Origin of the sequence: Arthrobacter arnarulunnguaqae, from assembly GCF_051262515.1 — a bacterium.
Lineage (GTDB): Bacteria > Actinomycetota > Actinomycetes > Actinomycetales > Micrococcaceae > Arthrobacter_N.
Map to the genome: position 1 here is coordinate 323,119 of NZ_JBIMER010000002.1, position 18,247 is coordinate 341,365.

15 protein-coding genes are annotated in these 18,247 nt (G+C 67.9%); 7 read left to right on the forward strand and 8 right to left on the reverse strand.

What is annotated here, in order from left to right; translation table 11 throughout:
- Nucleotides 1–11: 11 nt before the first annotated feature.
- The 5 genes from ACHAAJ_RS03670 to ACHAAJ_RS03690 all read right to left on the reverse strand — a co-directional run bounded on the left by ACHAAJ_RS03670 (nt 12) and on the right by ACHAAJ_RS03690 (nt 6,106).
- Nucleotides 12–446, reverse strand: a complete 435-nt coding sequence (locus tag ACHAAJ_RS03670; RefSeq protein WP_435726559.1) for an OsmC family peroxiredoxin — start codon at nt 444–446, stop codon at nt 12–14.
- Nucleotides 447–575: 129 nt separating this feature from the next.
- Nucleotides 576–926 carry a hypothetical protein gene (locus ACHAAJ_RS03675; protein ID WP_435726560.1) on the reverse strand — a complete coding sequence of 117 codons (351 nt, stop codon included), beginning with the start codon at nt 924–926 and terminating at the stop codon, nt 576–578.
- A gap of 99 nt (nt 927–1,025) precedes the next feature.
- Nucleotides 1,026–2,831 (reverse strand): 2-oxoglutarate dehydrogenase, E2 component, dihydrolipoamide succinyltransferase, encoded by a 1,806-nt coding sequence (gene sucB, locus ACHAAJ_RS03680; RefSeq protein ID WP_435726561.1) that lies wholly within the window; start codon nt 2,829–2,831, stop codon nt 1,026–1,028.
- A 131-nt stretch (nt 2,832–2,962) separates the two neighbouring features.
- Nucleotides 2,963–4,342, reverse strand: a complete 1,380-nt coding sequence (gene lpdA / locus ACHAAJ_RS03685; protein ID WP_435726562.1) for a dihydrolipoyl dehydrogenase — start codon at nt 4,340–4,342, stop codon at nt 2,963–2,965.
- Nucleotides 4,343–4,579: 237 nt separating this feature from the next.
- Nucleotides 4,580–6,106 (reverse strand): leucyl aminopeptidase, encoded by a 1,527-nt coding sequence (locus tag ACHAAJ_RS03690; RefSeq protein ID WP_435726563.1) that lies wholly within the window; start codon nt 6,104–6,106, stop codon nt 4,580–4,582.
- Nucleotides 6,107–6,331: 225 nt separating this feature from the next.
- On the opposite strand from ACHAAJ_RS03690, the gene ACHAAJ_RS03695 reads away from it, so the two are divergent.
- From ACHAAJ_RS03695 to ACHAAJ_RS03710, 4 genes are all read left to right on the forward strand, one after another.
- The gene (locus tag ACHAAJ_RS03695; protein WP_435726564.1) at nt 6,332–7,264 is read left to right on the forward strand and encodes a proteasome assembly chaperone family protein; all 933 of its coding nucleotides are present in this window, start codon (nt 6,332–6,334) and stop codon (nt 7,262–7,264) included.
- Between the two features lie 17 nt (nt 7,265–7,281).
- On the forward strand, nt 7,282–8,613 hold the full coding sequence (locus ACHAAJ_RS03700) for an MFS transporter (protein ID WP_435726597.1): 1,332 nt from the start codon (nt 7,282–7,284) through the stop codon (nt 8,611–8,613).
- A 110-nt stretch (nt 8,614–8,723) separates the two neighbouring features.
- Nucleotides 8,724–9,884, forward strand: a complete 1,161-nt coding sequence (locus tag ACHAAJ_RS03705; protein ID WP_435726565.1) for a DUF4192 domain-containing protein — start codon at nt 8,724–8,726, stop codon at nt 9,882–9,884.
- Between the two features lie 298 nt (nt 9,885–10,182).
- Complete coding sequence (locus tag ACHAAJ_RS03710; RefSeq protein ID WP_435726598.1) at nt 10,183–11,370, forward strand: RNA polymerase sigma factor; 1,188 nt, start codon at nt 10,183–10,185, stop codon at nt 11,368–11,370.
- A gap of 117 nt (nt 11,371–11,487) precedes the next feature.
- On the opposite strand, the gene ACHAAJ_RS03715 is transcribed toward ACHAAJ_RS03710, so the two are convergent.
- A complete protein-coding gene (locus ACHAAJ_RS03715) occupies nt 11,488–11,715 on the reverse strand; it encodes a DUF7455 domain-containing protein (protein ID WP_435726566.1) in 228 nt (75 codons plus the stop codon).
- A 224-nt stretch (nt 11,716–11,939) separates the two neighbouring features.
- On the opposite strand from ACHAAJ_RS03715, the gene ACHAAJ_RS03720 reads away from it, so the two are divergent.
- Nucleotides 11,940–14,045, forward strand: coding sequence for a DNA gyrase/topoisomerase IV subunit B (locus ACHAAJ_RS03720; RefSeq protein ID WP_435726567.1), 2,106 nt, complete (start codon nt 11,940–11,942; stop codon nt 14,043–14,045).
- A 27-nt stretch (nt 14,046–14,072) separates the two neighbouring features.
- On the opposite strand, the gene ACHAAJ_RS03725 is transcribed toward ACHAAJ_RS03720, so the two are convergent.
- Complete coding sequence (locus ACHAAJ_RS03725; RefSeq protein WP_435726568.1) at nt 14,073–15,008, reverse strand: M56 family metallopeptidase; 936 nt, start codon at nt 15,006–15,008, stop codon at nt 14,073–14,075.
- A gap of 28 nt (nt 15,009–15,036) precedes the next feature.
- The gene (locus tag ACHAAJ_RS03730; RefSeq protein WP_435726569.1) at nt 15,037–15,414 is read right to left on the reverse strand and encodes a BlaI/MecI/CopY family transcriptional regulator; all 378 of its coding nucleotides are present in this window, start codon (nt 15,412–15,414) and stop codon (nt 15,037–15,039) included.
- Nucleotides 15,415–15,617: 203 nt separating this feature from the next.
- Here ACHAAJ_RS03730 and ACHAAJ_RS03735 point away from each other — a divergent pair, with 203 nt between their 5' ends.
- Complete coding sequence (locus ACHAAJ_RS03735) at nt 15,618–17,201, forward strand: cytochrome ubiquinol oxidase subunit I (RefSeq protein WP_435726570.1); 1,584 nt, start codon at nt 15,618–15,620, stop codon at nt 17,199–17,201.
- Nucleotides 17,202–17,224: 23 nt separating this feature from the next.
- Nucleotides 17,225–18,247, forward strand: coding sequence for a cytochrome d ubiquinol oxidase subunit II (cydB, locus tag ACHAAJ_RS03740; RefSeq protein WP_435726571.1), 1,023 nt, complete (start codon nt 17,225–17,227; stop codon nt 18,245–18,247).

Here is an 18,247-nt window from a genome sequence, read left to right on the forward strand (position 1 = left end):
CTTTTTGCCTCCTAGGAGGCGAGTTTCGCGTCGAGGGTGATGCTGGGGACCGACGCGAGCGCCTTCGACACCGGGCAGCCTTCCTTGGCAGCCTGTGCGCTCTTCTGGAAGGTCTCCTCGTCGATTCCCGGGACCGTCGCGACGACTATCAGCCTGATTTCGGAGACGAGCGGCCCGTCGGTGGTGTCGAAGTCGACCTCCGCGGTGGTGCGGATGCTGTCGGCGACGTGGCCCGCCTCCTTGAGGATGTTGCTGAAGGCCATCGAGAAGCACGAGGCGTGCGCGGCGGCGATCAGTTCCTCGGGGCTCGTCTTGCCCTCCGCCTGTTCCGCACGGGCCTTCCAGGTCACGTCGAAGGTGCCGATCCCGGACGTCTCGAAGGTGGTCCGGCCGCTGCCGGTGAGATCCCCGCTCCATTCGGTGCGCGCGGTACGAGTTGTAGCCATCGTGACTCCTCCATGGTTGCTCTTCGGCCGCCCGGTCGACGGCCCACTGGCCATCCTAGGACGGCGGGCCGGACGGGCGACACCCATCGCGTCGGCCAGTGGCGGTCCGTTGGCCCCGAAAGACCGCGACTAGCCCCAGAAGACCGCCACGGCGATGTTGATCAGTGCCATGCCGCCGACCGCGTGGGCCAATCCCTTCGGTACCTTGTCGCCCGCCTTGACCTTGCGCCGGCCGAGGAACGCGGCCACGGCGACCACGAGCGCGAGGACGAGCTTGACGGCGACCTTGACGTTGTTCACCTCGCCGTCCTGCATCTCCAGCAGCCCCACCATCAAAAGGCCGGTGAGGAGCTGCGTCAGCGCCCCGATCCACTGCCAGAGGCCGACGGTTGGCGTCTTGAAGCGGGCGAGCCAGCCCCCGACGATGGCGGCGGCACCGAGAATGTGGAGGAACAGAAGCAGAGTGAAAAGAAAGTCCATGTCAACAGTCTATTGGGGTTGCGGTGGCGGAACGCGCCAACGCGGAAAGCGCCCGCGGCCGATCCCTGGGGACCGGCCGCGGGCGCCGCCGTGTGGTGCCTAGAGGCCGAGGTCGGCCTCGAACGCCCCGTCTTCGAGCCGCGTCCGCAGAGACTGCAGGAAGCGCCCCGCGTCCGCCCCGTCCACCAGACGGTGGTCGTACGTGAGCGACAGGTACATCATGTGGCGGATGGCGATCGTGTCGTCGCCGTCGGCGTCCGTGACCACCACGGCGCGCTTAACGATGGCGCCGGTTCCCAGGATCGCGACCTGCGGCTGGTTGATGATCGGCGTGTCGAACAGCGCCCCGACCGAGCCGATGTTGGTGATGGAGAACGTTCCACCGGAGAGCTCGTCGGGGGAGATCTTGTTGCTGCGCGTGCGCGCGGCGACGTCGGCGATCTTTCCGGCGATGCCGGCCAGGTTGAGGCTGCCCGCGTCGTTGATGACCGGAACCAGGAGACCCTTGTCGGTGTCCACGGCGATCGCCAGGTGCTCGGCGTCGTAGTAGGTGATCTCCTGCCTGGACTCGTCGTAGGACGCGTTGAGCTTCGGGTGCTGCTTCAGCGCCTCCGCCACGGCCTTGGCAATGAACGGCAGGAACGTCAGCTTGGTGCCGTTGGTCGCCTGGAAGGAGTCCTTGGCCTTGGTGCGCAGCTTGGCCACGCGGGTCATGTCGACCTCGTGCACCTGGGTGAGCTGCGTGGAGACATCCAGCGACTCGCGCATGCGGCGGGCGATGACCTGACGGATGCGCGGGGCCTTCTCAACGGTGCCCCGCAGGTTGGAGGCGGGAGCGGCGGCCTTCGCCGGCGCCGCGGCTGCTGGCGCTGCGGAAACCGTCTGCGCGGCGGGGGCGGCCGGGGCCGTGGAGGATGCCTCTACGGCGTCGAGCACGTCCTGCTTGCGGATGCGCCCGCCGACCCCGGTCCCCGTCACGGTGGACAGGTCGATGTCGTTCTGCGAGGCGAGCCGGCGCACCAGCGGGGTGACGTAGCCGTCGCCCGATGCGGCGGGCGCCGGGGCGGCCTCCGACTTCGGGGCTTCGGCCTTGGGAGCTTCGTGCTTGGGCGCTTCCTGATTCGGCGCCTCGGCCTCCGCTGCCGGAGCCTCTTCCCGAGGCGCCTCCTGCTTCGGCTCCTTCAGCTTCGGTGCCTCCTCCGCGGGAGCGTCCTGTTTCGGGTCTTGCTGGGCGGCGGGGGCCGCGCCGGAACCGATCACCGCGAGCACGGAACCGACCTCTGCGGTCTCGTCCTCGCCCACCCGGATCTCCTGCAGGGTGCCCGCGACGGGCGAGGGGATCTCGGTATCGACCTTGTCCGTGGACACCTCCAGCAGGGGCTCGTCGACGGCAACCTCGTCGCCGACCTGCTTCAGCCAGCGCGTCACGGTTCCCTCGGTGACACTCTCGCCCAGCGCGGGAAGGGTGACCTCGCTGGTCTCGCCGGAATCGGATGCGGGCGCCGCGGCCTCTTCCGTCTCCGGTTCCTTCTCGGTGGAGGGCTCGGCTGCCGGCTTTTCGGCCGCGGCATCCTCCGCCTCGGCCTGGGCGGGTTCGGAGTCGGAAGCGGTCTCCTCGGCGGGGACCTCTTCGGCCGGGGCGTCCTCGGACGGCGATTCTGATCCCGAACCGTCGCCAATGCGCACCAGCGGCGCCCCTACGTCGGCCGTCTCGTCCTCGGCGACGAGGATTTCCTCGATGACGCCGGCGACGGGGGACGGAATCTCGGTGTCGACCTTGTCGGTCGAAACCTCCAGCAGCGGCTCGTCGACCTCGACGCGGTCTCCGACCTGCTTCAGCCAGCGCGTCACGGTGCCTTCGGTGACACTTTCACCGAGGGCGGGCAAGTTCACGGTTTCAGACATGGCGTCCCCGTTCTCCTTCAAAACTATGTATCTTCATGTGGCGGCCGGCCGGAGCGGCCCAATATGGCGTCTTTCGAGCTTAGTGCACCCCGGTCCGCGCCAGCGGAGGCGCGGACCGGGGTGTCCGGTAGCTAGCCGTGGAGCGGCTTGCCCGCCAGGGCGAGCGCGGTCTCGCCCAGGGATTCGTTTTGCGTCGGGTGCGCGTGGATCAGCTGCGCGACGTCCTCGGGGTAGGCCTCCCAGTTGACGATCAGCTGGGCCTCGCCGATCTGTTCGCCGATGCGCCCACCGATGCCGTGTACGCCGACGATCGGACCGTTCTTGACGCGGACCATCTTGATGATGCCGGAGGTGCCCAGGATCGATGACTTGCCGTTGCCGGCGAGGTTGTACTCCTGTACCTCGACCTGGTCCTCGCCGAACTTCTCCTTGGCCTTGGGCTCGGAGTAGCCCACGGATGCGATCTCCGGTTCGCAGAAGGTGACCTTCGGGATGTTGATGTCCTCGATGACTACCGGGTTCTGGCCGGCGATCTCCTCGGCGACGAAGATGCCGTGCTGGTAGCCGCGGTGGGCCAGCTGGACGCCGGGGACGATGTCGCCGATGGCATAGATGTTTCCGACGCCGGTGTGCTGGCGCTCGTTGGTGATGACGAACCCGCGGTCCGTCGTGATTCCCTGCTCCTCGTAGCCGAGTCCTTCGGAGACCGGGCCGCGGCCCACGGCCACCAGGACGATGTCCGCCTCGAACGTCTTGCCGTCGGCCAGGGTGACCTTGGCGGCGTCGTCGGTCTGCTCGACCTTCTCGAAGAAGGTGCCGGTGTTGAACTTGATGCCGCGTTTCTTGAACGCACGCTCGAGGTTCTTGATGATCGAGGGGTCCTCGTTCGGGACCAGCGAGGGGAGGCCCTCGATGATTGTGACGTCCACGCCGAAGGACTTCCAGACGGAGGCGAACTCCACGCCGATCACGCCGCCGCCGAGCACGATCGCGCTCTTCGGGATGGTGTCCAGCTCCAGGGCCTCGGTGGAGGTCAGGATGCGGCCGCCGATCTCGATGCCCATGGTCTTCGCGAAGGAACCCGTGGCCAGAACGATGTTCTTGCCCTTGTACTGAACGCCGTCCACGTCGATGGTGTCCTGGCCGACGAGCCGGCCGTTGCCCTCGATGACCGAGATCTTCTTCATCTTCAGAAGACCGGTCAGGCCCTTGTACTTTCCGGCGACGACGCCGTCCTTGTACTTGCGCACGGCGGCCATGTCGATGGACTCGAGCGTGGTGTTGATGCCGTACTTGGCCCCCTCGCGGGCGTTCTCCGCCAGCTCGGCCGAGTGCAGGAACGCCTTCGTGGGGATGCATCCCCAGTGCAGGCAGGTGCCGCCGAGCTTGGCCTTCTCCACCAAGCCGACGGTGAAGCCCAGCTGCACGGCCCGCAGAGCGGTCGAGTAGCCGGCACTGCCGCCGCCGAGGATCAGGACGTCGAATTCTTGCGTTGTTGCCGTATCGGCCACGTGAACGCTCCCTCGCGTGTGTTTGGCCGTCGCGTGGCGGCGGCCGTCCTTTGGGTGCTCCGTCGCGGCGGGTACTCCGCGACGGTGATGCTGGTGATGTTTCAGGTTTACCTTAGCCCCATGGCTGGTGCGGAGCCACACGAGGTGACGAGGCCATCGCCGCCACGTGACGCCGTTCACCGTGGCCCGCCGCCGCGCCGCCGCCCGTCCGGCGGTGACGCGGCCCGTGGGCCGTGACTAGCGGTCCGCGAGTTCCTCGGCGTAGGCCAGGAGGGTCCGCAGGCTGCAGCCGGTGGCGTTCTTCGGCGTGTAGCCGTACGCCGCGCCGTTGTTGAAGGACGGCCCGGCGATGTCGATGTGTGCCCACGGGATGGGTTGCCCGTCGGTTTCTCCGACAAACTCGCGGAGGAAGACGGCGGCCGTCATCATGCCGCCGTGGCGTTCGCCGATGTTGGCGAGATCCGCGACCTCCGAGTCGATCGACGGGCGCAGTTCCTCCGGCAGCGGCATGGGCCAGGCGGATTCGCCCGACCTGTCGGCCGCCGACTTGAGCGCGTCGCGGACTTCGTCGTCGCCCATGATGCCGGCCGTTCGGTTGCCGAGCGCAATCAGCTGGGCGCCCGTGAGCGTCGCGATGTCGATGATCGCGTCCGGCTTCTCCAGTCCCGCCGCGACGATGCCGTCCGCCATGACAAGACGGCCCTCGGCATCGGTGTTCAGGATTTCCACGGTCTTGCCGCCGAACATGGTGACGACGTCGCCGGGCCGGGTCGCGGCGCCGGAGGGCATGTTTTCGGCGAGGCAGAGCCACGCGGTGGCCCGGACCGGCAGGCCGAGCTCCGCAATGGCGAGGACGGTCTGCAGTGCCGTGGCGGCGCCCGCCATGTCCGACTTCATGTGGTGCATGTTTGCCGGTGGTTTCAGTGAGATTCCGCCGGTATCGAAGGTGATGCCCTTGCCGACGATGGCCACGTGGGCGGAGGATTTGGCGGGGGAGTAGTCGACTTTGACCAGGCGGGGCGGGCGCTCCGAGCCGCGTCCCACGCCGATCAGCCCGCCGTAGCCGTCCTTCTCCAGCCGCTTCTCGTCCAGCACGGTGACCTTGATGGGGTGTGGCTTGGCCGCATCGCGTGCCGCCTGGGCGAAGGACTCGGGGTAGAGGACGTTGGGGGCGGTGTTCACGAGGTCGCGGACGCCGCGGACCGCGCGACCCACGATGGCCGCGCGCTTCAGCGAGGCGGGCAGGGCCCGGTCCGCGGAGGCGGCCGTCGCCACGACCGCCTCGCTGAGCGGCCGCTTCGCGTCGTCCACTGCGCTGGAGCGGTGGTTGCCGAAGGCGTAGGCGCCCAGGGCCGCGCCCTCGGCCACGGCGGCGGCCGCAGCGACCGTGGGCGCAGGAAGGGCGAACACGACCTTGCGCAGTCCACCCGATTCCCGTGCCGCTGCGCCCGCCGCGCGCCGCAGCGCCTCGTGTTCAACGACCTCCCCGTCCACGCGTCCGAGGCCGGTCAGGACCAGCACGTCGGCCCTGATGCCGTCCGTCGCGGGCAACCGCCGCACGTTGTCGGCCGCGCCGGTGACGCCGAGCGCGGAGAGCGATGCCTCCAATGCGGACGTCTCGTTCGCAGTCAGCGGCGAGGAGACCAGCCGCGCCGCGGTGGACCCCGGGGGAGCCTGGGCTACGCCGACGACGACCGCGTCGGCGGCGAGCCGCTTGATGTCGGCGGAAACGGCGGTCAGCTTGAGATCGCTGGCGTTGATCACGGAACCTGTCCTTAATGTGCGCCGGCCGCGGTGGCGGGCGGGCACGGTTGGCGGAATGTAGCGGGCGTAACAGTGCTTTCGATCGTAGCCGCAGGCGCCCACGGCGGCGGGCCACGGCGCCCCGGGGGCGCCCACGGATTAGAGTGGAGTCGACCCCGGGAAGAAAACCGGGCACGCGCGCCGTTAACGCCTTCGGACCGTCCGTAGACCTGGAAGGATACGCCCATGCTTGATCCGCTGTCCCTCGTCAGGCTGAACCACGACGTCATCGACGACATCCGCCTTCAGGGCCTCGGCCTGATCGTTGCGATCGATGGGCAGGTCGACGCCGGACAAGCCGTTGCGCAGGTCAGGTCCCAACTCATGGACGCTCTGGAGCCGCAACTGGTCGCGACGTTTGACGCCGACCAGCTCGTCAACTACCGCGAGCGGCGTCCGCAGGTGTCGTTCCTGGGGGACCACTTTGCCGCCTACCAGACGCCGCGGATCGAGTTGTACCGCTTGACGGACGGGCTGGGCAGGGATTTCCTGTTGCTGGCGGGGCCCGAACCCGACCTGCAGTGGGAACGGTTCGCCACCGCCGTCGTCCGGTTGGCCCAGGCGCTCAACGTGCGCCTGAGCGCCTCGTTCACTGCGGTGCCCATGCCGGTGCCGCACACGCGTCGGCTCGGCGTTACCGTCCATGGAAATCGACCCGACCTCGGCGAGGGCATCTCCACCTGGAACCCCACGGCCGAACTCCCCGCATCCGCATCCCAGCTTATTGAGATCAAGCTTGCCGAAGCCGGGCGCGACGCCGTCGGCTACTCAATCCACGTTCCGCACTACCTCGCCGAGGCGGAGTACCCCCAGGCTGCCGTGGCGGCACTGGAGTTCCTCGGCGCGGCGCTGGGACTGGGCCTGCCCACGGACAGGCTCCGCGAATCCGCGCGGCGGGTCGAGGGCCAGATCGACGAACAGGTGGCCGGATCCCCGGACATCGCCCGCATGGTGTCCAGGTTCGAGGAGCGCTTCGACGAGCACGTGCCCGACGCCGACCGGCGATCGCTTCTGCTGGACCCCAATGACGCCATGCCGGATGGCGAGGACCTCGCATCGGCCGCGGAGGCCTTCCTGATCGGGCAGGCCGGCGACTCCTCCGACGAGACCGGGCGGTGACCGCCAGAACCGGCGGATTGGACACCGCGGCTTCGTGGTGGGTGTGGGGTGCGGCCGTCTTCGCCTATCTGACGGCCGTGACCCAACGGACCAGCTTCGGCGTGGCCGGGCTGGAGGCGACTGAGCGCTTTGGCGCGACCGCCTCGGTGCTGGCCGCGTTCAGCGTGGTGCAGCTGGTGGTCTACGCCGGTCTGCAGATCCCGGTCGGGGTTCTGGTGGATCGGCTCGGCCCGCGCACCATGATCGCGGGCGGCGCGGTTCTCATGGTGGTGGGCCAGGGTTTGCTGGCCATCGCGGATTCGGTGGCCGCCGGAATCGTGGGACGTTTTTTCGTGGGTGCGGGCGACGCCATGACCTTCGTGTCGGTCATGAGGCTCCTGCCGGCGTGGTTCTCCGGCTACCGGGTTCCGATGCTGACCCAGTTCACCGGGATGCTCGGCCAACTCGGCCAGCTCGTCAGCCTTGTTCCTTTCGTGGCGTTCCTGCGACTCAGCGGCTGGACCACGTCCTTCCTGTCACTCGCGGCCTTGGGGGTCCTTTCATTCGCGCTGGCCGTCATCATGGTCCGCAACCAGCCGGACGCCGCTGTTCGCCCGGATGTCGGCGCGCGCCCCAAGAGCCTGGCCATGCTGGCCGGCGCGTGGCGCGAGCCGGGAACCCGGCTGGGCTTCTGGACGCACTTCTCCACCCAGTTCAGCACCAACGTCTTCCTACTGGCCTGGGGCTATCCGTTCCTGGTCTCGGGCCAAGGCCTCGCGCCGGCACAGGCGTCCGGGTTGATGTCGATTTTCGTGGTGGTTGCCCTCGTGGCGGGGCCGCTGTTCGGCGGGGCCGTGGCCCGGCATCCTCTGCGGCGCTCGACGCTGGCCTTCGGCATCATCGCGGGTGTAGCCATCGCGTGGGGAACCGTGCTGTTGTGGCCCGGTCCGGCGCCGGTGTGGGTCCTGGCCATCATGATCGTGCTGGTGGCCCTGGGTGGCCCGGGATCGATGATCGGCTTCGACTTTGCCCGGACCTTCAACCCGCCGAACATCACCGGAACCGCCACGGGAATCGTCAACGTCGGGGGTTTCCTTGCCGCTTTGGTGACGGTGTACGCGGTGGGCGCCATCCTGGACGTCCGGTACGAGGCGGCGGGGGGCACGGGGCAGCTCTACAACCTGGATGCCTTCCGGTGGGCGCTGGCCTTCCAGTTCGTTCCCCTCCTGCTCGGGACCCTCGGGATGGTTCTCTCCCGTCGCAAGGCGCGGAGCCGCATGGCAGAACGCGGCATCGTGGTGCCGCGGTGGCGCGACGCGATAGCGAGGAGGCGGCGCAAAGACCGGGGTCTTGACGGCCGAGAGCACTGAGACGGCCGGAAGCTCCTCCACAGTTTCGCCCGGCCACACAGCCGGGATCGTTGTCCACAGCGCGCGACGTCGGGCCCCACCGCGGGGGATTCCCGGCGGAGGGTGGGTCCATGGACACCTCAACGAACCAGCTTTCCGTCGCCGACGCAGAGGGCGTTCTCGCCCTTGTGCCCCACATGCTGGGGTTCCACCCCGAGCACAGCCTGGTCCTTCTGATCACGTCGGGCTCCAAACTCGTTGCCGCCTTGCGGGTCGACCTGCCGCCCGGGGGCGCCTCGCCTTTCGAGGAGCGTGCCCACGCGGTGAGGGTCGGCGAATACCTCGAGGACATGCAGGAAGCCACCGGTGCTTTTCTGGTGACCTATTCGGCTTCGCCCGCCTCCCGCTTGGCCGGGCGTACGCGTTCGCCCCATCGGCGCGTGGTCAAGACCGTGGCGGAAGAGCTCGGGGCGCGATCCGTCGCGGTGCCGGACGCCTGGCATGTGGGTCCGGACGGTTGGCGGTCGCACTACTGCACCGATGAATCGTGCTGCCCCGAACAGGGGCACCCGTTGGAGAGCATTTGGCTCTCGGACGCCAACCTCGAATTGCAATTCGCCGGGAGCGCCCCCGGCTCCCGCCTTTGGGACGGCACGCCGTCGTCTCCATGGCCGGCGGCTGCCACGGTCCGCGACATGGTGGGTTCGATCCTGGGCGGCGTGCTGGGCGCTCCGGACGCCACGGGTTTCCTTCGGCGGTGGTGTGAGGCCATCGAGAGGGAGCCCGCGGACGCGCTCGCGCGATTGCGGTCGGAACCGCTGGAGACGGGGATTCTGCTGGCGGGGTTGCACGATTACTCCGTGCGCGATGTGCTGCCTTTCGCGGCCGCCACCGCCACCGCGGACGGGATCGCCGTCGCCGGGGAACTCGACGCGGGAGGGGAGGCTCCGCGCCAACTGGCCGATGTGTTGCTGGGCAGCGCCGAGTCTGCGCCGGACTGGGACCGCCTGGACCGACTCTGGAACATCGGTGCGGAGCTCGTCGCCGCCGCGGACGGGGAGGATCGTTGCGCCCTGCTGTGCGTGCTCGGGTGGATCGAATGGGCCAGGGGGCGCAGCAGCGCCGCGGTGGCGCTGCTGGACGGATGCCTCGCGGCCAACCCCGCCTATGCGCTGGCCGGGAAGCTGAAGACGTTTCTGGATCAGGGGCGGCTTCCCCGGTGGGCCCGGGATCCCGCGACGGCGTGGAGGCGCGGCACGGGTCCGGGTGCCATGCCTGGCCGGGAAACGTGAGAGACTGTAAGTCGCAGACCCGGTTGGGTCCGTGTCCTTGGGCCGCTCCGGCGGATTCCGGTTCAGCCCCCGCGGGGGTGGGAACAAATAGGTCGGCTGCAGGCGTTGAGGTAACGAGATCCTGCATCCGAACCGTCGTGTGACGGTACCCGGACTTGACAGGGTCATAGTGGTGTTACCCGTGTGGTTGCACCGCGGACATCCGTGAGAAAGGTATTTCGTGCCAGCTTCCGATTCGAGCTCCAAGGCAGCAGAACGTCCGGGCACCGCGCCCGCGGCCGACGTCGACGGCGCCGCCGTGGAAACAACGCAGCAGAAGTCCGCGAGGACGCGTGCCCGCAACAAGGCCGCGAAGGAGGCGGCAGCAGCAGCCGGAGACTCGCCGGCCGAAGGCGCCGCCGCGGACAAGCGGCACTCGAAGGCATCGGCCCCCGCGACCGAGAGCCCGGCAGAGGGCGCCGACTCGGAGGAGTCGCCGGCACCGGCTGCCGCCGAGCCCGAGGAGGAGACCCGCGGGTTCATCATCACGACCGACGAGGACGACGCCCCCCAGCAGCAGGTCCTTGTTGCCGGCGCCACGGCCGACCCCGTCAAGGACTACCTGAAGCAAATCGGCAAGGTCGCCCTGCTCAACGCCGAGCAGGAAGTCGACCTGGCCTTGCGCATCGAGGCGGGCCTGTTCGCCACGGAGAAGCTGAAAACCGCTGACGACTCGATGGACAAGCGGCTGAAGTGGGACCTCGAGCAGGTCGTCCACGACGGCAAGATCGCCAAGAACCACCTGCTTGAGGCCAACCTCCGGCTCGTCGTGTCGCTGGCCAAGCGCTACACCGGGCGCGGCATGCTCTTCCTGGACCTCATCCAGGAGGGAAACCTGGGCCTGATCCGCGCGGTCGAGAAGTTCGACTACACCAAGGGTTTCAAATTCTCCACCTACGCGACGTGGTGGATCCGCCAGGCCATCACTCGTGCCATGGCCGATCAGGCGCGCACCATCCGCATCCCCGTCCATATGGTCGAGGTCATCAACAAGCTTGCGCGCGTACAGCGGCAGATGCTGCAGGATCTGGGCCGCGAGCCGACCCCGGACGAGCTGGCGCAGGAACTGGACATGACTCCGGAAAAGGTCGTCGAGGTGCAGAAGTACGGCCGCGAGCCCATTTCGCTGCATACGCCGTTGGGCGAGGACGGGGACTCCGAGTTCGGTGACCTGATCGAGGACTCCGAGGCAGTTGTCCCTGCCGACGCCGTTAGCTTCACACTGCTCCAGGAACAGCTGCACTCCGTCCTGGACACGTTGTCCGAGCGGGAGGCCGGCGTTGTCGCCATGCGGTTCGGCCTGACGGACGGGCAGCCGAAGACGTTAGACGAAATAGGAAAGGTCTACGGCGTGACGCGCGAGCGCATCCGCCAGATCGAATCGAAGACGATGTCCAAGCTGCGCCACCCCTCGCGGTCCCAGGTCCTGCGCGACTACCTGGACTAAATCCGGTGCGCCGGGCCACTGGTCCGGCGAACGCGGCGGCATGGACGGACGTAAGGGGCGGGCCCCGGCGATATTCGCCGGGGCCCGCCCCTTACGTTTGCGCGTTGTCCGAGCGGACTAGTCCTCGTCGCTGTACGAAGGCTTCTCGTGCAGCCGGTTCGTCTCGTCCTGCCACTCGGTGGTCAGGGGGCGGAGTTTGGGCTCCACCGCGCGGGCATGGTGTCCGCAGAAGAGAAGCTCTCCACCCGAGGTCCCCAAGACCGCACGAACGTAAGCCTGTGCCCCGCAGCGGTCGCAGCGATCCAGGGAAGTAAGTCCGCGTGTTGCCACTGATGTTGCCGTCATGACGACCTCCTTAGTTCTCGTACGCTCCATACAACCAGCCGGGGCCGACATTCCATCGCATATTCCGCCCCCTTTCGCTCACCGCGTAGCCACGAGTGGATCACGGCCCGGACTCGTTTTGGCATCCCGGTGCCCCGTCGCTCGGCGGGGGAACCGGAGTTGCGCGGATTTTCGGACTAACCTTGGGACGGTCAGATTTTCCCGACGACGAGGAGCGCACGCGCGTGGCACCGAGTTCTGAGTACAACGCCCGGCACCTCTCCGTGCTCGAGGGCCTGGAGGCCGTGCGGAAGCGTCCGGGGATGTACATCGGATCGACGGACTCGCGCGGGCTCATGCACTGCCTGTGGGAGATCATCGACAACTCGGTGGACGAGGCACTCGCCGGGCACGGACAGAATATCAAGGTGATCCTGCACCCGGACGGCTCCGTGGAAATCCACGACGACGGCCGCGGCATCCCCGTCGACGCCGAACCGAAGACGGGGCTCTCCGGAGTCGAGGTCGTCTTCACGAAGCTCCACGCGGGCGGGAAGTTCGGCGGCGGGTCGTACACCGCCTCGGGAGGCCTCCACGGCGTCGGCGCGAGCGTCGTCAACGCGCTGTCGGCCCGGCTGGACGTCGAGGTGGACCGTGGTGGCAAGACCTACCGCATGCAGTTCCGCAGGGGCGAACCGGGGCGCTTCACCGACACCGGCAAGGCCAAGCCGGATGCCCCGTTCACCGCGTTTGTGGAGAACTCTGTCCTGGATGTCGTGGGCAAGGCCAAGCGGGGTGTGACGGGAACGCGCATCCGTTACTGGTCCGACCGCCAGATCTTCACGAAAGACGCCCGGTTCTCCCACGAGGAACTCCAGGCGCGCGCCCGGCAGACCTCGTTCCTGGTGCCGGGGCTCAAGATCGATGTCCGCGACGACCGGCGATTGCCCGGAACGCCGGGCGAGGCCGGCCCGGTGGAGGAGACGTTCCACCACGACGGCGGCATTTCCGAGTTCGTCGACTACCTGGCCAACGACTCCTCGGTCACCGACATCTGGCGGCTGCAGGGTTCGGGCACCTTCAAGGAATCGGTCCCCGTTTTCGACGACGACGGACGCAGCCACATCAGGGACGTCGAGCGCGTGTGCGAGGTGGATATCGCGCTGCGGTGGGGGATCGGCTACGACACGACCCTGCGCAGCTACGTGAACATCATCGCCACGCCCAAGGGCGGCACCCACCAGTCCGGCTTCGAGCAGGCGCTGCTGAAGACCTTCCGCAAATCGGTCGAGGCGAACTCGCGCAAGCTGAGGGCGGGCAACGACAAGATCGAGAAGGACGATGTCATGGCCGGCATGACGGCGGTCCTGACGGTGCGACTTGCCGAACCGCAGTTCGAGGGCCAGACCAAGGAGATCCTCGGTACGTCCGCGGTCCGGCAGATTGTCACGCGAGTCGTCGAGAAGGAGCTGGCCGCGCGGCTGGGATCGTCGGCGCGGGCGGACAAGGCCCAGTCGGCCCAACTTCTCGAGAAGATCGTCAGCGAGATGAAGTCGCGCATTTCGGCGCGCGTGCACAAGGAGACGCAGCGGCGCAAGAGCGCGCTGGAAACCTCCTCGCTGCCCACGAAGCTCGCGGACTGCCGAAGCGACGACGTTGCGCGCTCAGAGCTGTTCATCGTGGAGGGAGACAGCGCGCTCGGGACGGCCAAGTTGGCCCGGTCCTCGGACTTCCAGGCGCTCCTGCCGATCCGCGGCAAGATCCTCAACGTGCAGAAGGCATCGGTCGGGGACATGCTCTCCAACGCCGAGTGCGCTGCGCTCATCCAGGTGGTGGGGGCGGGTTCCGGGCGCAGCTTCGACCTCTCGGCGGCCCGCTACGGCAAGGTGGTTTTGATGACGGACGCGGATGTCGACGGCGCACACATCCGGACGCTCCTGCTGACCCTCTTCTTCCGCTACATGCGTCCCATGGTGGAGAACGGCCGCGTGTATGCCGCCGTTCCACCGCTCCACCGCGTCGAGGTGATCAACCCGGGCGCGAAGCAGAACGAGATGGTCTACACCTACTCCGACGCCGAGTTGACGCGGGTGCTGAAGGCACTGGAGGCATCCGGGAAGAAGCACAAGGAGCCCATCCAGCGCTACAAGGGTCTGGGGGAGATGGATGCCGGGCAGTTGGCCGAGACCACCATGGACCCGCGGCACCGTACGCTCAGGCGGGTCAACATCGCGGACGCGGAGCGCGCCGAGCAGGTCTTCGATCTGTTGATGGGCAGCGACGTTGCCCCGCGCAAGGAGTTCATTGTCTCGGGCGCCGAGCGACTGGACCGGGAACAGATCGACGCCTGAGCGAGTCCGCGCCCGGCATCCGGGTCGCTAGGCGAGCAGCCAGGGTGCGACCAGCAGCGTGGTCGGGAGGACGATCAGCAGTGCGGATGAGCCCAGCACCGCGGCGCGGCCGGCCAGCGGCAGGGGTCCCACGGAGGGCGACAGCAGGCGCTTGAGGCGCATCGAGGAAAGCTCCTCGCTGGGCAGTCCCGATTCGGAGCCCGGTGATACCTTCGTCCCGGACGCGACCGCAACCAGGGACCGCAGGAGCGTATCGGCGGAGACGTGCCGCAAGGCGGTGTCGTCGGCCAGCATCTCGATGAGTTCCTGCACCGCGTCGCGCGCCAAGCGCGAGGTGGGCAGCCACGGCAGCGCGTTGTGCCACGATTCGAAGGCGAGTACCAGCAAATCGTGCCGCTGGTCCAGGTGCGCGCGTTCGTGGGCGATGACCCCGCGCAGCCCCTCGTCGTCGAGGGCGTCCAGGAGACCCCGCGAAAGCACCGTCAGGGAACCGTTGAATCCTGGCAGGCAGTAGGCCACGGGAGCGCCGTGGGCCAGGACCACGGTGCCCGGCGTGGTGGGCGAGGGATCGCTGAGCAGGGCAAGCAGCCGGCGGTGCCTCTGCCGCTGGCGGGCGACGCGGTACGTGGACAACAGCAGCGTGAAGACCAGATGCGAGCCGAGCAACAGGGCGGTGCTGAGGGCAAAAACGTGAACCGGCTCCAGGGAAGGCGCGGAGGGGCCGGCGGTGAGGACCTGCCAGAGACCGGCGAGGGCCGCTATGAGGTTGGCGCCCAGCGGTTCCAGGCCCCACACCAGCATTGCCCCGATCATGGACAGCCCACCGGCGAGGGCTATGGCCTGCCAGAGGAAAAGGGCGGTAAACGGGGAGCGCGAGGTCCATGCCATCCGTGACAGCAATACCGGGGCGGGCCACGCCAAGATGACGGCGAGGCCTGCGAGGAGATAGGAGGCGATTAGCACGGGCGCCGCATGGTGTGGTCCCGGCCGGCTATGCGGTCTGGTTGCCGTTCAGGATGCGACGGAGGGCGGCCGCCTCGTCGCCGGAAATCCCGCCGATGAAGCGGGTCAGCACTGCCTCGCGGTCCAGCACGGTGCCCAGTGCCTCGTTCATGAGTTCGACCGTGTGTTCCTCGCGGCTGGTGACGGCGTGGTAGCGGTGCGGTCGTGTGTCGCGTTCCCTGGTGACCAGGTGCTTCTTCTCAAGCCGCGCAAGGACGGTGAGAACCGTGGTAACGGCGAGCTCCTTGCCGTCGAGATCGCCCGTGGACTGCGCCAGCAGGTCGCGCAGATCGTTGGCCGTGCGGGCCTCCACGCTGTCCCACAGCAAATCCATTACCGAACGTTCGAGTTCGCCGAGAGTGGCCAATGCTGATCCTTAGGGTTTTACCGGTCGTCTGGGCGGCCCCTACCGGGGCGGGACCGCTTCCGGTTCCTAATTTACACCGATTCCCGGCAAGGTTCTACATCCGGTAGAACTTAGGATATTCTACCGAGCGTAGAAGTACTTCTACGAACGGTAGAAAACATGCCGCCGGGGCGGAAGCACCGCCCCTGCGGGAAGGGGAAGCAATGGATCCGCTCGAAATAGCACGGTGGCAGTTCGGGATCACCACCGTGTACCACTTCCTCATGGTTCCCCTCACCATCGGGCTCGGCCTGACCGTCGCGGTGCTGCAGACCGTCTGGCACCGCACCGGCGCGCCCGAGTACCTTCGGATGACCAAGTTCTGGGGCAAGCTCTTCCTCATCAACTTCGTGATGGGGGTCGCCACCGGCATCGTCCAGGAATTCCAGTTCGGTATGGCCTGGAGCGAGTACAGCCGGTTCGTCGGGGACGTGTTCGGGGCGCCGCTGGCCATGGAGGCGCTGTTGGCCTTCTTCGTCGAGTCGACGTTCCTGGGGCTGTGGATCTTCGGGTGGGACCGCCTGCCACGGCGGATCCACCTGCTCTGCATCTGGTGCGCCTCGCTGGCAACGATCTTCTCCGCTTACTTCATCCTGGTGGCGAATTCCTGGATGCAGCACCCGGTCGGCGTCGAGATCGTCGACGGGCGCGCCGTGATGAACGACGTCTGGGCAGTGTTCACGAACAACACCGCCTTGGTGACCTTCCCGCACACCATCTTCGGCGCCTTCTCCGTCGCCGGGGGATTCCTGCTGGGTATTTCCTGGTACCACCTGCACAAGCGCCGCACTGCCGGGATCGACACCGTGGACACCGCCGGCCGTGTGGTGGTGGGGGAGGACCCCCGCTGGGGTGCCGGCCGCGACGCCACCGACCATGCCGTGTGGATCAAATCCCTACGCATCGGGGCGGTCGTCGCGATGGTCTCCTTCGCCGGCGTCGGCATCACCGGCCACGCCCAGGCGCAGCTGATGTTCGAGCAGCAGCCCATGAAGATGGCCGCGGCCGAGGCCGCCTGCCACGACGGCACCGGCTTCTCCGTGCTGGCCATAGGCGACCTCACCAGCGGCGGCGCCACCACGTGCGACGACGTCGTCGGCGTCTACGAGATCCCCGGCCTGCTCTCGTTCCTGGCCAACGACGACTTCACCACCGAGGTGCGCGGGGTGAACACGCTGCTGCCGGAGTACGCGGAGAAGTACGGCAGCCACTACCCGGACCAGCCGGAGATCTACGGCGAACTGGCCGGGCAGGAGATCAACTACCTCCCGTTGATGGAGGTCACCTACTGGGGCTTCCGGCTCATGATCACGTTCGGCGGTCTGGCCGCGTTCGCCGCGGCCGTTGCGTTGTGGATGACGCGCAAGGGCACGGTCCCGGACAACCAGTGGATCTCCCGCCTCGCCGTCGTCGGCATCCTGGCACCCTTCGGCGCCAACTCCGCGGGCTGGATCTTCACCGAGATGGGCCGCCAGCCGTTCTCCGTGGTCCCCAACCCCACCTACGACGGCATCGACCAGGTCTTCCTCTACACGGCGGCGTCTGTCTCGCCGGGCGTCGGCGCAGGGGAACTGCTGTTCTCGCTGATCGCTCTGACCCTCGTCTACGCGCTCCTGCTCGTGGTCGAACTCGTCATGCTCTTTCGGTACGTGCGCGGCGGCGTGGCGTCCGCGATGCCTGAACTCGATCCCGCCGAACACCACGACGCCGGGCGGGACGACGGCGACGTGCTCGCCTTCGCCTACTGAACCGGCACGAGAGAGGACACGCCATGGATTCCCTGCCCACCCTGTGGTTCACACTGATTGCCGTCCTGTGGATCGGCTACCTTTTCCTGGAGGGCTTCGACCTCGGCGTCGGAATGCTGATGCGGACGTTCGCGCGGGACGACCGGCAGCGCCGCGTCCTGCTCAACACCATCGGTCCCGTCTGGGACGGCAACGAGGTGTGGCTGATCACCGCGGCCGGCGCCATGTTCGCCGCGTTCCCGCACTGGTACGCCTCGCTTTTCGCCGCGCTTTACGTGCCCATGGTGCTGGTCCTCCTGGCATTGATCTTCCGGGCCGTCGCCTTCGAATACCGGGGCAAGTCCCACTCCGCGCGCGCCCGCGGCCTGTGGGACGCCGCCATCGCCGGGGGATCGTTCGTGGCCGCCTTCGGCGTCGGAGCCCTGCTCGCCCTCACCACCACGGGACTGCCGCTGAACGCGAACGGCGACCGGGTCGGAGGGGCGTTTGCATGGTTCAACGGCTACGCGGTGCTCGGTGGGCTGGCTGTCGTGGCGTTCTGCCTCATCCACGCGCTGGCCTTCCTAACCCTCAAGACCGACGGCGGAATCCGGACCCGGGCGCGGGGGCTGCTGGTGCGGTGGATGCCGCTGGGCCTGCTGCCGATGGCCGGCTGGGCGATCGCCGTCGTCGTGCCCGCGGCCGAAACCGTCCCGGCCCTGCTGCTGGCGCTCGGCCTCGGCGCGGCCGCCTTCGCCTGGAGCGCGTCGCGGGCCGGCCGCGAGGGACGCTGCTTCATCGGGTTGGGAACGTTCCTGGTGCTGGCGGTGGCGGCGATCTTCACGGCCGCCTACCCCGACGTGTTGCCGTCGACCCTGGACGATTCGTTCAACCTGACCGTCGCCAACGCCTCCTCGTCCCCGTACACCCTCGGGGTGATGAGCGTCGTCGCGGCGTTCGCCCTCCCGGTGGTGCTCGCCTACCAGGCGTGGACCTACTGGGTCTTCCGCAAGCGCATCACCGAATCCCACATCCCGGAAGCCCACCGGGTCACCCCGATTGTTTAG